Raw genomic sequence first — 13531 nt, 5'->3', positions numbered from 1 at the left:
AGGCCTACGACACCCCACCGTGGGCGGGCATCTCATCGGCGCCGACGGCCGCCTGGGCCTCGGCGGCCAGCTCCCGGCGGTCCGAGCCGTGCAGCGGGGCGTGCGCGGTGACCCGCACGGCCAGTCCCCGGGCACCGGCGACGCGGTGCAGCGAGGCCCCGAAGGTCTCGTCGCCCAGGAAGGCGGCCGTGGTGCTGCGGGCGCCGTGCTGGTAGTAGCGGATGGTCACCGGCCGCACGGGAGCCCCCGCGTCGGCCGCCGCCTGGAAGGTGGCCCGGCGGAACCGGCCGCCGGACACGGAACACCAGGTCGTCGCCTGCGGGAAGACGAGGACGGAGCGGCCCGAGCGCAGGGTCGACGCCAGGTCGGCCACCACATGGGGCAGTTGGCGCAGGCCGTCACGGTCGATGAACCGGGACCCCGCCCGCCGGGCGAGCGCGCCGATCACCGGCCACTGGCCCACCTCCCGCTTGGCGAGGACCGTCACCGGCTCGACGGCGAGCAGGCTGACGACGTCGAGCCAGGAGATGTGGTTGGCGACGATCAGGGTCCCGGGAGAACGACCGGCACCGTCCACCGTCAGCCTCTCCGGCCCCGCGTCGAGGCGCACGCCCAGCGCGCCCAGGATTCCCCGGGCCCGCGCCCGCAGCGCGTGGGGCTCGGCGAGCCGCGCGCCCTGGGCCACGCCCAGGCCGATCTCGTACGACAACGCGGCGTACCGGCGGGCCAGTTCGGGCGGCGGGACGCGCGACGCCGAGCGGGTGACGCAGGCCGGGGTGCAGAGCGCGGCCGTGGCTGCCGCGGGGCTCATGGCGTCTCCCCCAGGAAGTAGCGGCGGTAGCGGTCGCCGAGCCGGTCCATGTCGAGCAGGACGAAGAAGTCGGCGACGTCGAACTCGGGGTCGTGCGCGGGCGCCCCGCACATCCACGCGCCGAGCCGCAGGTAGCCCCGCAGGAGCGGCGGCAGGTCGGCGTAGGCCGGCCGCTCCACGGTCGGCGCGGTGGGCACCCAGGGGCGCCGGGGCTGCACCCGCAGCTCGGGCGGCGACGCGTGCTTGGACGTGCCGAGCAGCCAGGCGCTGGACGCGGCCTTGCCGCCGTCGGACAGCGGCACGGAGGCGCAGCCGGCCAGGTAGCGGTGGCCGGAGAGCAGGACGTAGCGGGCGAGCGCCGACCACATCAGGTTGATCACCGCGCCGGAGCGGTGGTCGGGGTGCACGCAGGAGCGGCCCGCCTCGATCGTGGAGGAGCGCAGCTCCTCCAGGGCGCGCAGGTCGAACTCGCTGTCGGAGTAGGACCGCTCGGCCCGCCCGGGAGGCAGCAGGCGGTAGGTGCCCACGACATCGCCGGTGGTGGTGTCGGTGACGATCAGGTGGTCCACGAGGTCGTCGTAGTCGTCCACGTCGTGGCCGGGCAGGGGGGTGTGGAGCGTGGCGCCCATCTCCTCGCCGAAGACGCGGTACCGCAGGCGCTGCGCGGCCCGGATCTGCTCCTCGGAGTCGGCGATGGAGGTGACGTACGCGCTGGGGACGGCGGGGGCGGCGGGCGTGGTGGGGGCGGTGCGAGCGGTGGGCTTCGAGGCGGCGGATGCCGATGCAGCGGATGTCGAGGGCATGACAGATCCGGGCTCCGTTCGGGGAGGGCAGGTCGTCGGCGGAGAAGGCTCAGGCGTCGCGGCGCCCGAGGATCACCGTGGCCAGGGTCGGGGAGGCGGCTGTCCGGCCACGCGGAGCAGCAGCCCGGTGGCGGGACCGTAGAGATCCGCGTCGCCGGTGAGGGACTGCGTGCCCGCCGCCCGGGGCGGGAACCGCGCCAGGTTCGTGAGGAAGTCGAGGGGAGTCGAGGGGAGGATCGGCGGCACGATGAGCAGCGGCACGAACAGCACGGTGATGGTCCCGGCTGAACTGCGCACGATGGCCGCGAGGCCGACGGTCAGGACACTCATGAGCATCAGGTGAACTGCGACGGCAGACACCAGGTCCCGAGCGGCCCGGTAGCGTGCTCGCATGATCCGAGTGCTGCTCGCCGACGACGAGACGTTGATCCGGGCCGGGGTGCGGGCGATCCTCGGCAGCGCCGAGGACATCGAGGTCGTCGCCGAGGCGGCCGACGGGCGCGAGGCGGTCGACCTCGCGCTCAGGCACCGCCCGGACGTCTGCCTCCTCGACATCCGGATGCCCCGGCTCGACGGCCTCCGGGCGGCGGCCGAGCTGCACAAGGCCGCGCCCGGGACGGCGGTGGCGATGCTCACCACGTTCTCCGAGGACGAGTACATCGCCGCCGCGCTCGACTCGGGCGCGGCCGGTTTCGTCCTCAAGTCCGGCAACCCGCGCGAGCTGATCAGCGGTGTCCGGGCCATCGCCGATGGCGGCGCGTATCTCTCGCCGTCGATCGCGCGGCGGGTCATCTCCCACCTCGGCGCCGGGCAGTTCGGCAAGCAGGCCGCCGCGCGGGCCCGGATCGAAGAGCTGACGGCGCGCGAGCGCGAGGTGCTGGCGCTGGTCGGTGCCGGGCTGTCGAACGCGGAGATCGCCGGGCGGCTGCACGTCGTCGAGGGCACGGTGAAGGCGTACGTCAGCCAGGTCCTGGCCCGCCTGGGCTTCAAGAACCGGGTGCAGGCCGCGATCCTGGCGTACGAGGCGGGGCTCGTCGGCGGGGAGTGAGCGGCGGGCGACCGGCAGTTGCTGCCGCGTGGCGATCCCCTGCCTTCGTCGGGGGGCGCGCCGGCCGGGGGTGATCGGCGATGCTTGGCGGATGCGCGGCGCAAACGGCTGGCTTCCCCGGCTCTTCGACATCGGTCTGTGGCTCGTGGTGTGCGCGCCACCGGTCTCGGCCGCCCTGCGTCTCGACGGACGTGACGCGGTCGTGGCGGCCCTGGCCGTCCCGCTGCTCGGGGGCGCCGTGGCGTTCAGCAGGCGTCGGCCGCTCGCCGCGCTCGCCGTGCCGGTCGCGCTGAGTCTGACGACGGACCCGGAGATGCTGACGCCCGTGTACTGGGCGGCGCTGGCCCTCTTCGGGTATCTCGCGGGCAGCCGTACGGTCGCGGTGCGTCCCGCGCTGTGGTTCTGCGGGGCGGTCGCCGCGGCCGGGCTGGTGCTGTGCGCGGTCGTGTCGAGCGACCTGTGGGGCTGGCCCTCGATGCTTCTGACGCTGCTGATCGCCGTGGTGCTGCCCTGGCTGCTCGGCCGCTACCGCCGCCAGTACGCCGACCTGATGGCCACCGGCTGGCGGCTCGCCGAGCGCATGGAGCACGAGCAGCAGGCCGTCGCGGACCGCACCCGCATCCGCGAACGGGCCAGGATCGCGGGCGACATGCACGACTCGCTGGGCCACGACCTGACGCTCATCGCGGTCCAGGCGGGCGCCCTGGAGGTCGATCCCACCCTGGACGCCCGCCAACAGGCGGCCGTCGGCGAGCTGCGCGAGGCGGCGGGGGCGGCGACCGAGCGGCTGCGGGAGATCATCGGCGTGCTGCGGGCCGACGACGAAGTCCCGCCGCGGGCGCCCTCGGAGGAGAGCGCGGAGGCCGTGGTCGAGCGTGCGCGGGCCTCCGGGGTCGACGTCACGCTCGAACGCTCGGAGGCCACGGAGGACCCGCCGCCGATGGTCGGCCTCGCCGTCCACCGCGTACTCCAGGAGTCCCTGACGAACGCCGCCAAGCACGCGCCCGGCGCGGCGGTGCGGGTGCGCATCGCGCGGGACGGCGACGCGCTGCGCCTGACGGTGGAGAACGACCCGGCCCCCGCGGGGCGCCTGCCCGGGGTGGCGTCGGGCGGCAGCGGCCTGGTCGGCCTCGACGAGCGGGTACGCCTCGCGGGCGGCACGCTGCGCGCGGAGCCCACGGACGACGGCGGCTTCGCGGTCACCGCCGAGCTGCCCGCGGCGGGCGCCGCCCCGCGCACCGCCGGACCGCCCCGGCCGACCACCTCCGCCCGCGAGTTGGAACTGGCCAGGCGCCGGATCAGGCGGCGGCTCCTCCAGGCGGTCGTGGCCCCGCTCGCGGTCCTGGCCGGAATCCTCCTTCTCATGATCCCCGTCAGCCTCGTCAGCTCCTCCCTGTCGGTGCTCGACCGGGAGGTGTACGCGGGCCTGACGGCCGGGGAGCCGCGCGGCGCGGTCGAATCCCGGCTGCCGCGGTTCACCAGGGACGGCCCGCCGGACGGCGCGCCCGCGACACCGCGCGGCCAGGACTGCGCGTACTACAGCACGGGGCTGATGTCGTCCGACGGCTACCGCCTCTGCTTCGCCGACGGACGGCTCGTGTCCAAGTCGGTGGTGGGAGAGGGCGGGGACAAGAACGAAGGGGAGGGAGAGGGAGAGGGTGAGGGCGATTGAGCGGGCTCCGGCCGCAGCCCAGCTCGCCCCACCCGCAACGGCCCGCAACCGCCCGCAACCCCCCGCGACCCGCCCGCCCCACGCCCCGTGTGACCGTACAGACTCAGGCAGCAGCACCCGCGAACGAGAGGCAGTCATGGCGACGACGCACCACGAACCGGCCGGTCAGCTCCCTCTGGCGGGCATCACCGTCGTCAGCCTGGAGCAGGCGGTCGCCGCTCCCTTCGCCACCCGCCAGCTGGCCGACCTCGGCGCCCGTGTGATCAAGGTCGAGCGCCCCGGCGGCGACTTCGCCCGGCGCTACGACACCACGGTGCACGGCCAGGCCAGCTACTTCGTCTGGCTCAACCGCTCCAAGGAGTCCCTCACCCTGGACCTCAAGTCCGAGGAGGGCAGGGAGATCCTGCACGAACTCCTCGCGGGCGCCGACGTGTTCGTGCAGAACCTCGCCCCCGGCGCGGCCGACCGCCTCGGTCTCGGCGCGGACGAACTCCAGGCCCGCTACCCGTCGTTGATCCCCTGCACCGTCAGCGGGTACGGCACCAGCGGCTCCTGGGCGGACCGCAAGGCGTACGACCTGCTCGTGCAGTGCCAGACCGGGCTGCTCTCGCTGACCGGCACGCCCGACGAGGCGGTGCGGGCCGGCATCTCCGTCGCGGACATCGCGGGCGGGATGTACGCCTACAGCGGCATCCTCACCTCGCTCTTCACCCGGGCGACCACCGGGCGCGCACCGGCCGTCGAGGTCTCCCTGTTCGACGCGCTCGCCGAGTGGATGAGCCAGCCCGCCTACTACACGCGCTACGGCGGCACACAGCCGCCGCGCGTCGGCGCCCGGCACGCGACGGTCGCGCCCTACGGCCCGTTCACCGCGTCCGACGGCAAGGACGTCCTGCTGTCCGTGCAGAACGAGCCCGAGTGGGCCGCCCTGTGCGAACAGGTCATCGGGCGGCCCGAGTTGACCGCCGACCCGCGGTTCGCCACCGGTTCCGACCGCGTCGCGCACCGCGACGAGCTGGACGCGATCATCTCCGCGCGCTTCGCCGAACTCGGCAGCGAGGAGGCCATGGAGCTGCTCGACCGCGCCAACATCGCCAACGCGGGCGTCAATTCGGTCGCCGAGTTCCTGGACCACCCCGCGCTCACCGAGCGCGACCGCTGGCGGGAGGTCGCGATCCCGGGCGGCTCGACTCCGGTGCAGGCGCTGGTGCCGCCCGCGAACCTGAGCGGCGTGGACCCGCGCATGGATCCGGTGCCGGCCGCGGGGGAGCACACCGAGCGGATCCTCGGGGAGCTGGGGCGCGGCCCGGACGACATCGCCCGGCTGCGGGCGGAGGGCGTCTGCCGGTGAGCGGCGTGTGATGCCTGGTCAAGGCCCCCGCGTCAGGCGACGCCGAGCCCTTCGAGCACCACCGCGTTCGGCAGTTCGGCGAACGCCTTGCCCGGCACGATGAGCTTGCCCCGGCGGCGGCCGCTGCCGATCAGGACGTACGGCAGGTCGACGACGGCGGCGTCCACGAGCAGCGGCCAGTGGGCGGGCAGGCCGATCGGGGTGATGCCGCCGTACTCCATGCCGGTCTCGCCGGTCGCCGTGTCCATCGGCGCGAACGAGGCCTTGCGGGCGCCGAGTTGGCGGCGCACGACGCCGTTCACGTCGACGCGGGTCGTGGACAGGACCAGGCACGCGGCGAGCGATGCCTCGCCCCCGCGCTTGCCCGCGACGACGACGCAGTTCGCGGACTGCTCCAGGATGTCCTGGCCGTAGTGCTCCACGAAGGTGGCGGTGTCGGCCCACCGGGGGTCGGTGTCGACGTGGAGAACCTCATCGGCGGGGACGGTCCCGCTCCAGCCGCGCACGGCGTCGGCGACGGGTGCGACCAGGAGGTCCAGGGCCTCGGGCGCGGGGCGGGCGTCGTCGAAATCTCCCATGGGTGCACGCATGGCCGCACGCTAACAGGCGCGCCAGCGCTCAGTACGAGGAGGCGTGCGCCGGCGGCACGGACACCGACATGGTCATCTCGACCGGCTCGTCGCCCTTGTTGTGATAGCCGTGCGGCACGTTCGCCTCGAACGACGCGGCCGACCCGGCGGGCACGAGGTGCTCCACGCCGTCGACCAGGAGCGTCAGTTCGCCCGCCGCGACATGCAGCAGCTCCATGGTCCCCGGCGGGTGCGCGTCGGAGTCGCTGCCGTCGCCGGGCATCAGCTTCCACGCCCACAGCTCGAAGGGCCCCCGCGCCTCGGTTCCGACCAGCAGCGTCGTGCTGCTGCCCGCCTCCGTGGACCACATCCGCACCGCCTGCTCCGGCGGCACAAGCCGGACGTGCGAGCCCTGCTCGTAGTCGAGGAGCGTGGTGATGCTGACGCCCAGGGCGTCGGCGAGCTTCACCGTGATGCCGACGCTGGGGTTGGTCCTGGCCTGCTCGATCTGGATGATCATGCCGCGGCTCACGCCCGCGCGGGCCGCGAGCGCGTCGAGCGTGAAGCCCCGCTCGGAGCGCCAGCGCTTGAGATTGCGCGCGAGCGACTGAGTCAGCTGGTCGAGGTCCGACACATTCCGTCCAATATTTTGGATGACATAGTTAAGGATAATGAACTACGGTGTGGTGCACCTAAAGGTTCACCACACTGTACTGCGAGGATCTCCGATGACAGCACTGTTCGCCTTGGCCACCAGCCTGATGTACGGGCTGGCCGACTTCGGCGGCGGGCTGCTGACCCGACGCATCCCCGCACTCACCGTCGTCGTCGCCTCGCAGACCATCGCCGTCATCGTCCTCGGCGCGATCGTGGTCGCGACGGGTGGTTGGACGGAGTGGGGACCCCAACTGTGGTTCGCGGTGGCCGCGGGTCTCCTCGGCCCGGTGGCGATGCTCGCCTTCTACAAGGCCCTGGCCATCGGCCCGATGAGCGTCGTCTCGCCGCTGGCCTCCGTGGGCGTCGTCGTTCCGGTGGGCGTGGGCCTCTTCCTGGGCGAGCGGCCCGGAATCCCGCAGTTCGCCGGGCTCACCGTCGCCATCGTGGGCATCGTGCTCGCGGGCGGCCCCGAGCTGCGCGGCGCCCCCGTGCAGCGCCAGGCGGTGCTGCTCACCCTGCTCGCGGCCTTCGGTTTCGGCGCGGTGCTCGCCCTCATCTCCGAGGCGTCGAGCAACCTCACCGGCCTGTTCCTCGCCCTGTTCGTGCAGCGCGTGACGAACGTGGCAGCGGGCGGAGCCGCGCTGTTCGTCTCCGTGAAGCGGGGCGGCGTCGCACTCCCCGAGGGCACGGGCATGGGCCTGATCTGGGCGGCGCTCCCGGCACTGGCCTTCGTCGGCCTGGCGGACGTGGCGGCCAACGGCACGTACTCGATGGCGGCCCAGAACGGCCCGGTGACGCTGGCCGCGGTGCTCTCCTCGACGTACCCGGTGATCACGGCACTCGCGGCACGGGCGGTATTGAAGGAACGGCTGCGAGGGGTGCAGGCGGCGGGAGCGGGCCTGGCCTTGGTGGGCACGGTCCTGCTGGCCAGCTAGACGGACGCCCCTTTAGGGGCGCGGGGAACTGCGCGACAAGCCCCCACGCACCCGCAGACGAAAAGACCCGCGACTATCCTTCCAACTCCCCCAGGGCAAGCAACTGTTCCGGCGTGACCCCGTCAGGAATAGGCACGGGCGCGGGCGTCCGCAACGGCGGCTGCCACCCCGCATCGGGGTCCCAGGTACGCACGACACGGGCGGGCGCCCCGGCCACCACGGCGTGGTCGGGCACGGAGCCCCGCACGACGGCGCCCGCCGCGACCACCACATTGCGGCCGATCTTCGCGCCGGGCAGGATCACCGCGTTCGTACCGATCCAGCAGCCGGGCCCGATCTCGACCGGCTCCATCCGTGGCCACTGCTTGCCGATGGGCGTGTGGGGATCGTCGTACGAGTGGTTCGTGGACGTCACGTACACCGTGGGCCCGAAGTAGCAGTCGTCGCCGATCGTCACCGTCGTGTCGGCGATGACGTGGCTGCCGCGGCCGAGCACGACCCCGTTGCCGATGCGCAGGATCGGGTCGGGGCCCAGGTCCAGGTCGGGCATCATCCCGGCGGTGAGGGTGACCTGTTCGCCGATGATGCAGTGATCGCCGATGCGGATCCACGGCTCACCGAAGACGGTCCCCTGCGGGAAAGCCAGCTTCGTGTTGTCGCCGAGCGCGCCGAACCGCAGCCGCCCGGGGCGCTGTGCGGTGACGGCCCCCGTCCGCTGCACCCACGCCCAGCCCGCGTGGACGGCGCGCTGGGTCGCGCGGCGCCGCCAGTCGGCGACCGCGGATGAGAACGTGTTCCTGTTCTTCGGCACGCGCTCACGTTACTCAGCCCCGCGCGCCCCGGTGAGCCCGGACCCCTGTGATCTTCACCCCACAGGGCGGCGCACCCGCCGCCGTCCCGTACGGTTCCGCCAGGCGCGAGACACGTACGAATGGAGAATCCGATGAGCCACGAGGCACTCATCACCGGGATCGGCGGCAAGGACCCGAAGATCGATCAGGACGCCTTCACCGCGCCCACCTCGGTGATCATCGGCGAGGTGACGCTGCACGCCGGCGCGAGCGCCTGGTACGGGGCGGTGCTGCGCGCGGACGGCGGGCCGATCGTCGTGGGCGCCGACAGCAACATCCAGGACAACTGCAGCCTCCACGTCGACCTGGGCTTCCCGATGTCCATCGGCGAGCGGGTCTCGGTCGGCCACAACGCCGTCCTGCACGGCTGCACCGTCGAGGACGACTGCCTGATCGGCATGGGAGCGACGGTCCTCAACGGCGCGGTGATCGGCGCCGGTTCACTGGTCGCGGCGCAGGCGCTGGTGCCGCAGGGGATGGTCGTGCCGCCCGGGTCGCTCGTCGCGGGCGTCCCGGCCAAGGTGCGCAGGCCCCTCACCGACGAGGAGCGCGCGGGCATCACGCTCAACGGCACGATGTACGTCGAGCTGGCCAAGGCCCACCGGGACGCCCACGCCAAGTGACGTCAGTCGGCGGCCGGGACGGGAACCGGCTCGGCCGCCGTCCGCGCACCGCTGTCGGCCTCCGCCTCGGAGTGCGCAGCCGCCGACTTCTTGGCGCGGCGCTTGACGAACAGCATGGAGCCGACGCCGATCAGCACGGCGATGGCCAGGCCGAAGTACGAGAACCGCTTGAGCCAGTCCTCGGCGACGACACCGATGTAGTAGATGACGGCGGTCGTGCCGCCCGCCCAGACGATGCCGCCCAGGACGTTGGCGACGAGGAACTTCCAGTACGGCATGCGCAGCACGCCGGCCAGGGGTCCCGCGAAGATCCGCAGCAGGGCGACGAAGCGGCCGAAGAAGACCGCCCACATGCCCCACTTCTGGAACGACCGCTCGGCGCTGCCGACGTTCGCGGCGCTGAAGTGCTTGGGGAACTTCCGTTCCAGCCAGGCCAGGAGTGGCCGGCCGCCCTTGCGTCCGATCGCGTACCCGATCGAGTCGCCGATGATGGCGCCCGCGGTGGCGCAGATCCCCAGGACGACGGGGTCGAGCTCGCCGTGCTGCGAGGAGAGCAGCGCGGCGGAGACGAGGACGATCTCGCCCGGCAGCGGGATGCCCAGGCTCTCCAGACCGATGACCACGCCCACCAGCGCGTAGATACTGACGGCCGGTACGGTCTCCAGCCATTCCTGGACGTGCAAGGCCGGTTCCTCCTGTGCTGGTGTGCTTGTACCCGGCGTGCGCGTTCCCCCCAAGATCGCGCACGCCGGGCAGCCTACCCGCTCACCCGGCGTCGGCCGGGGCGGAGTCCGCGCGGTCCCAGAGGTCACAGAGGTGCTCCCGGGCCACAGTGGCGCTCAGCTCGTTCCCCCCTGCGGACGCGGTGCGCAGCGAGAGCACCTGACCGGGCCGGGTCCGCTGGTCGGGGGCGGTGGGCTGGCCCTCGGCGCGCGGCGCGCCGCCGTGGATGAAGGAGCCCCAGTACTGGACCATCTGCCGGGCCAGTGCCCGCTGTTCCGCGTCGAGCGGCGTCGGGAGCCCGAAGTGCTTGAAGAGGTACTGCACTTCGTTGACGTGGGTCGCCCCGAAGTCGAACGTCCTGCCCGCCTCGCGGATCGAGGCGAAGGGCGGCGAGGTACGGTCGGCGAACTCATAGGCGTAGACGGGGCCGCGGCCCGCGAGTGTCCTGTCCATGCGCAGCGCCGTGCAGGCGAACATCTTGTCGCCCTGGGTGGCCGCGTACGCGTGGGTGGGCGAGGCGTGCTCGGACACCGGATAGCGCTCGAGGAGCTCGGCCCCCAGCTCGGCGCCGTACGTCCGGGTGAGCGCGCCCGGGTACTGCGCCTCGGTGAGCGGCTTGCCCTGTCCGTCGAACTGGCCGTAGGCGAAGAGGCGCCCTTCGTCGCTGTTCGCGCCGTTCAGGACCGGCACGCGTGAGGCGCTGCCGTTCTCGTACGCCTCCTCGGGCTGGACCGGCAGGAAGTCGCCGCCGGCCACCGGGCCCCAGTCGAACCCGGCCTGTGCCGCGAGGATCTCCTTTGCGGACTTCTCGCGCAGACAGGCGAGGGCGGTCGCCGGTTCGGGGCAGCCCGCCTTCTTCGCGAACGCGGCGCCCTGCGTGAGCGCCTCCTCGCGCTCGCGGGCGGCGCAGTCCCCGTAGGCGCCGCTCTGCACGATGCCCGCGCGGTAGAGGCCCTTGGCGGTGGGCGAGGCGAGCTGGGTGCAGACGGAGCGGCCGCCCGCGGACTCACCCGCGATGGTGACGCGCTGCCGGTCGCCGCCGAACGAGCCGATGTTGGCGCGCACCCAGCGCAGGGCGGCCTGTTGGTCGAGCATGCCGTAGTTGCCCGAGACCCGGTCGGACGCCTCGGCGTCGAGGCCCTTCCCGGCGAGGAAACCCATCGCGCCGAGGCGGTAGTTGACGGTCACGACCACGCTGCCGGTGCGCCGGGCGAAGACGTCGGGCACGACGTCCTCCCCCGCGCCCGCGGTGAGCCCGCCGCCGTGGAACCAGACCAGGACGGGCCGCTGCTTGCTCTGTCGCCCCTCGGGCGCGTAGACGTTGAGGTCGAGGCAGTCCTCGGTGTGGCTGGGGTTCTCGTATCCGGGGTCCCAACTGGCGGTCTGTACGCAGCGGTTGCCGAAGGCGGTCGCACCGCGCACGCCCTGCCAGGACTTGACGGGCCGCGGCTCCTTCCAGCGCAGGTCGCCGACGGGCTGCCGCGCGTAGGGGATGCCGAGGAACTGGCGCCCCTCGGCGGTGGATTCTCCGCGCAGCCAGCCCGCGTCCGTGCGGACGAGCGTGCCCTTGCCGCCCGCCCTGGGCGCATCCTCCGGGGCGGCCTGCGCGGAGTGCGGGGCGAGCAGGGCCGCGGCGGCGGCCATGACGACGAGGGCGGAGGTGGTGCGCCCCGCACCTCTTAGACGGCTCATACGACTCATACGGCAACTGCGGCTCATGCGGCGGCTCCCCTGGATGACGTCGACCCACTGGCGGCGGAAAACTATGACCGTTGTTGACTCGTGTCAATGAGTTGAACAGAACACCGCCCGAAACGGCGGGACGAGGTCGGGCGAGGTCACGGAAAAACGGCGCCGCACCGGTCGGGACCCCCGTGGCCCGGCCGACGCGACGCCGCTGTGTTCAACGAACGTACGGAAGCGAACGCCCGCACGCGACTCAGTTATTGGGACGCAGCGTCCACACGACGGTCATCTCGCCGGTCACGGCGCCGTCCTCGCGCTGGATCGCGATCGCCACCGGGAACTCGGGCCGCTGCCCCGCGTCCAGCTCGGCGACGACCTCGGCGACCGGGCGGCCCAGGGTCGCGGTGGCGGTCACCGGCCCCATGGCCAGCTTCTTGTACGCGATGTCGGCGCGGACGGCCAGCGGCACGGCCCGCGAGAGCTGGTCCCCGAACGCGGCGAGCACGATCGCGCCGCTCGCCGACTCGCCCAGCGTGAACATGGCTCCGGCGTGCGGCCCGCCGACGTGGTTGTGGTAGTCGGCCTGGTCGGGCAGGGCGACCACGGCCTTCTCGGGCGTGGTCTCGCGGAACTCGAGGTTCAGCGTCCGGGCCATCGGCACGGTGGCGGCGAGCATCTCGCCTATCGACATCTGGTCAGCGCTCATGACCGTGATGTTACCCACGAGTAGCGTTCTTTGGCCAGGAGTCCGCAAGGCGTAGATCGCCGTCGCCTATCGTTGCTGCGCATGTGGCCAGGAGAGCAGCAGCCCGGGGGCGGGCCGAACCAGCAGCCGAATCCGTACCAGCAGCCGGGGTACCAACAGCCGGCGCCGTGGAACGCGCCCACCGTTCCGGGCGGCGCACCCCAGGTTCCGCAGGGCGGCCAGGGGGGCAACGGCGGGGGCGGCGGCAGCAGGACCAAGGTCATCGCCGTCGTTGCCGCGGCCGCGGTCGTGGTGGCCGCCGGGGTCACCGGCTTCCTGGTCCTGGGCGGCGACAAGGACGACGACGCGAACCCGGACCCCGCGAAGTCCTCGTCCGCCGCCCCGAGTCCGACGGGCTCCGACGACGCCGACGCCGACGCCCGTGGCAACGGCGGCAATCCGAAGCCGACGATCGCGGGCTGGCAGACCGTCGTGAACCCCGCACGCGGGATCGCCTTCGACGTGCCCGCGGGGTGGGTCCTGAAGTCCACGGACTGGGTGAGCTGGGTCTCGGAGGCCGACGACCTCGACGAGAAGCCCATCGTCGCCATCTCCGCACCGGCGTACCTCAAGGAGAAGTGGTGCGGGGCCGACGAGGACCGGGACGGCACCAAGGACTACACCCCTCTCGCCGCCGCGGGCAGCAAGGGCAACAAGGGCGCCAGGACCACCGACGAGGCGGCGAGCAAGGACGCCCGCCTGTGGATCTACGGCGCCTTCACCCAGCCCGACAAGAAGAACATCAGGACCGGGGCCGCCGAGCCCTACACCACCGCATCGGGCCTCAAGGGCAGTGTGGTGACCGCCTCGTCCTCCGGCGCGAAGAAGGAGGGCAAGTGCGACACGGACGGCAAGGCCACGGTGTTCGCGTTCAAGGACTCCGATGGCGCGTTCGCCTCGTGGTCCTTCCACGGCGCCGCGGGCGTGAGTGACGAGGTCCCGGACGCGACGGTCAAGAAGATCCTCGGCACGGTGCGCGAGATCAAGTAGCCCTCCACGGCCCGAACGGCCCCTCGGGGGCGGTCGTGACGTGTCCGCTGCAACACCCCGTATCGTT

The 13531-nt window shown here is 72.8% G+C and carries 15 protein-coding genes; 6 read left to right on the top strand and 9 right to left on the bottom strand.

Annotation, left to right across the window (positions count from 1 at the left end):
- Window positions 1-4: 4 nt before the first annotated feature.
- The 3 genes from ACZ6ZP_RS36030 to ACZ6ZP_RS36020 all read right to left on the bottom strand — a co-directional run bounded on the left by ACZ6ZP_RS36030 (window position 5) and on the right by ACZ6ZP_RS36020 (window position 1944).
- On the bottom strand, window positions 5-811 hold the full coding sequence (locus ACZ6ZP_RS36030) for a lysophospholipid acyltransferase family protein (RefSeq protein ID WP_351169845.1): 807 nt from the start codon (window positions 809-811) through the stop codon (window positions 5-7).
- Window positions 808-1614 carry a GNAT family N-acetyltransferase gene (locus ACZ6ZP_RS36025; RefSeq protein WP_351169848.1) on the bottom strand — a complete coding sequence of 269 codons (807 nt, stop codon included), beginning with the start codon at window positions 1612-1614 and terminating at the stop codon, window positions 808-810. The genes ACZ6ZP_RS36030 and ACZ6ZP_RS36025 overlap by 4 nt, the downstream gene beginning before the upstream one ends.
- A 72-nt stretch (window positions 1615-1686) precedes the next feature.
- Window positions 1687-1944, bottom strand: a complete 258-nt coding sequence (locus tag ACZ6ZP_RS36020) for a hypothetical protein (protein WP_351169851.1) — start codon at window positions 1942-1944, stop codon at window positions 1687-1689.
- Between the two features lie 61 nt (window positions 1945-2005).
- On the opposite strand from ACZ6ZP_RS36020, the gene ACZ6ZP_RS36015 reads away from it, so the two are divergent.
- The 3 genes from ACZ6ZP_RS36015 to ACZ6ZP_RS36005 all read left to right on the top strand — a co-directional run bounded on the left by ACZ6ZP_RS36015 (window position 2006) and on the right by ACZ6ZP_RS36005 (window position 5685).
- Window positions 2006-2662, top strand: a complete 657-nt coding sequence (locus ACZ6ZP_RS36015) for a response regulator (protein WP_469410021.1) — start codon at window positions 2006-2008, stop codon at window positions 2660-2662.
- Between the two features lie 91 nt (window positions 2663-2753).
- Window positions 2754-4334: a sensor histidine kinase gene (locus tag ACZ6ZP_RS36010; RefSeq protein WP_469410018.1), complete on the top strand. Its 1581-nt coding sequence runs from the start codon at window positions 2754-2756 to the stop codon at window positions 4332-4334.
- Window positions 4335-4470: 136 nt separating this feature from the next.
- Complete coding sequence (locus ACZ6ZP_RS36005) at window positions 4471-5685, top strand: CaiB/BaiF CoA transferase family protein (RefSeq protein WP_469410016.1); 1215 nt, start codon at window positions 4471-4473, stop codon at window positions 5683-5685.
- Between the two features lie 32 nt (window positions 5686-5717).
- Here ACZ6ZP_RS36005 and ACZ6ZP_RS36000 read toward each other — a convergent pair whose 3' ends face one another.
- The gene (locus ACZ6ZP_RS36000; protein ID WP_361469271.1) at window positions 5718-6275 is read right to left on the bottom strand and encodes a YbaK/EbsC family protein; all 558 of its coding nucleotides are present in this window, start codon (window positions 6273-6275) and stop codon (window positions 5718-5720) included.
- Window positions 6276-6303: 28 nt separating this feature from the next.
- The gene (locus ACZ6ZP_RS35995) at window positions 6304-6888 is read right to left on the bottom strand and encodes an XRE family transcriptional regulator (protein ID WP_351169866.1); all 585 of its coding nucleotides are present in this window, start codon (window positions 6886-6888) and stop codon (window positions 6304-6306) included.
- A 94-nt stretch (window positions 6889-6982) separates the two neighbouring features.
- Here ACZ6ZP_RS35995 and ACZ6ZP_RS35990 point away from each other — a divergent pair, with 94 nt between their 5' ends.
- The gene (locus ACZ6ZP_RS35990; RefSeq protein WP_351169869.1) at window positions 6983-7846 is read left to right on the top strand and encodes a DMT family transporter; all 864 of its coding nucleotides are present in this window, start codon (window positions 6983-6985) and stop codon (window positions 7844-7846) included.
- Between the two features lie 73 nt (window positions 7847-7919).
- Here ACZ6ZP_RS35990 and ACZ6ZP_RS35985 read toward each other — a convergent pair whose 3' ends face one another.
- Window positions 7920-8657, bottom strand: coding sequence for an acyltransferase (locus ACZ6ZP_RS35985; protein WP_351169872.1), 738 nt, complete (start codon window positions 8655-8657; stop codon window positions 7920-7922).
- Between the two features lie 132 nt (window positions 8658-8789).
- Here ACZ6ZP_RS35985 and ACZ6ZP_RS35980 point away from each other — a divergent pair, with 132 nt between their 5' ends.
- Window positions 8790-9320, top strand: coding sequence for a gamma carbonic anhydrase family protein (locus ACZ6ZP_RS35980; protein ID WP_351169875.1), 531 nt, complete (start codon window positions 8790-8792; stop codon window positions 9318-9320).
- Window positions 9321-9322: 2 nt separating this feature from the next.
- Here the strand turns inward: ACZ6ZP_RS35980 and ACZ6ZP_RS35975 are convergent, their stop codons facing one another.
- The 3 genes from ACZ6ZP_RS35975 to ACZ6ZP_RS35965 form a co-directional block, all read right to left on the bottom strand.
- On the bottom strand, window positions 9323-10003 hold the full coding sequence (locus ACZ6ZP_RS35975) for a DedA family protein (protein WP_366464792.1): 681 nt from the start codon (window positions 10001-10003) through the stop codon (window positions 9323-9325).
- An 82-nt stretch (window positions 10004-10085) separates the two neighbouring features.
- Window positions 10086-11735 (bottom strand): carboxylesterase/lipase family protein, encoded by a 1650-nt coding sequence (locus ACZ6ZP_RS35970; protein WP_469410012.1) that lies wholly within the window; start codon window positions 11733-11735, stop codon window positions 10086-10088.
- Between the two features lie 247 nt (window positions 11736-11982).
- Window positions 11983-12435 carry a DUF4442 domain-containing protein gene (locus ACZ6ZP_RS35965; RefSeq protein WP_351169884.1) on the bottom strand — a complete coding sequence of 151 codons (453 nt, stop codon included), beginning with the start codon at window positions 12433-12435 and terminating at the stop codon, window positions 11983-11985.
- 81 nt (window positions 12436-12516) lie between these two features.
- Between ACZ6ZP_RS35965 and ACZ6ZP_RS35960 the strand changes: the two genes are divergently transcribed.
- The gene (locus ACZ6ZP_RS35960; RefSeq protein WP_469410010.1) at window positions 12517-13464 is read left to right on the top strand and encodes a DUF8017 domain-containing protein; all 948 of its coding nucleotides are present in this window, start codon (window positions 12517-12519) and stop codon (window positions 13462-13464) included.
- Window positions 13465-13531: the final 67 nt, after the last annotated feature.

It is taken from the genome of Streptomyces sp. NPDC054047 (assembly GCF_055585065.1).
Note: the sequence above shows the minus strand (reverse complement) of the source record. Positions and strands in the feature narration are given on the sequence as shown.

What these genes read in the sequence shown, in the direction of transcription:
- ACZ6ZP_RS36030 (WP_351169845.1), bottom strand. Translation starts at nt 811, where the DNA reads ATGAGCCCCGCGGCAGCCACGGCCGCGCTCTGCACCCCGGCCTGCGTC.
- ACZ6ZP_RS35970 (WP_469410012.1), bottom strand. Translation starts at nt 11,735, where the DNA reads ATGAGCCGTCTAAGAGGTGCGGGGCGCACCACCTCCGCCCTCGTCGTC.
- ACZ6ZP_RS36005 (WP_469410016.1), top strand. Translation starts at nt 4,471, where the DNA reads ATGGCGACGACGCACCACGAACCGGCCGGTCAGCTCCCTCTGGCGGGC.
- ACZ6ZP_RS35960 (WP_469410010.1), top strand. Translation starts at nt 12,517, where the DNA reads ATGTGGCCAGGAGAGCAGCAGCCCGGGGGCGGGCCGAACCAGCAGCCG.
- ACZ6ZP_RS35980 (WP_351169875.1), top strand. Translation starts at nt 8,790, where the DNA reads ATGAGCCACGAGGCACTCATCACCGGGATCGGCGGCAAGGACCCGAAG.
- ACZ6ZP_RS36010 (WP_469410018.1), top strand. Translation starts at nt 2,754, where the DNA reads ATGCGCGGCGCAAACGGCTGGCTTCCCCGGCTCTTCGACATCGGTCTG.
- ACZ6ZP_RS35965 (WP_351169884.1), bottom strand. Translation starts at nt 12,435, where the DNA reads ATGAGCGCTGACCAGATGTCGATAGGCGAGATGCTCGCCGCCACCGTG.
- ACZ6ZP_RS36015 (WP_469410021.1), top strand. Translation starts at nt 2,006, where the DNA reads ATGATCCGAGTGCTGCTCGCCGACGACGAGACGTTGATCCGGGCCGGG.
- ACZ6ZP_RS35990 (WP_351169869.1), top strand. Translation starts at nt 6,983, where the DNA reads ATGACAGCACTGTTCGCCTTGGCCACCAGCCTGATGTACGGGCTGGCC.
- ACZ6ZP_RS36020 (WP_351169851.1), bottom strand. Translation starts at nt 1,944, where the DNA reads ATGAGTGTCCTGACCGTCGGCCTCGCGGCCATCGTGCGCAGTTCAGCC.
- ACZ6ZP_RS36000 (WP_361469271.1), bottom strand. Translation starts at nt 6,275, where the DNA reads ATGCGTGCACCCATGGGAGATTTCGACGACGCCCGCCCCGCGCCCGAG.
- ACZ6ZP_RS36025 (WP_351169848.1), bottom strand. Translation starts at nt 1,614, where the DNA reads ATGCCCTCGACATCCGCTGCATCGGCATCCGCCGCCTCGAAGCCCACC.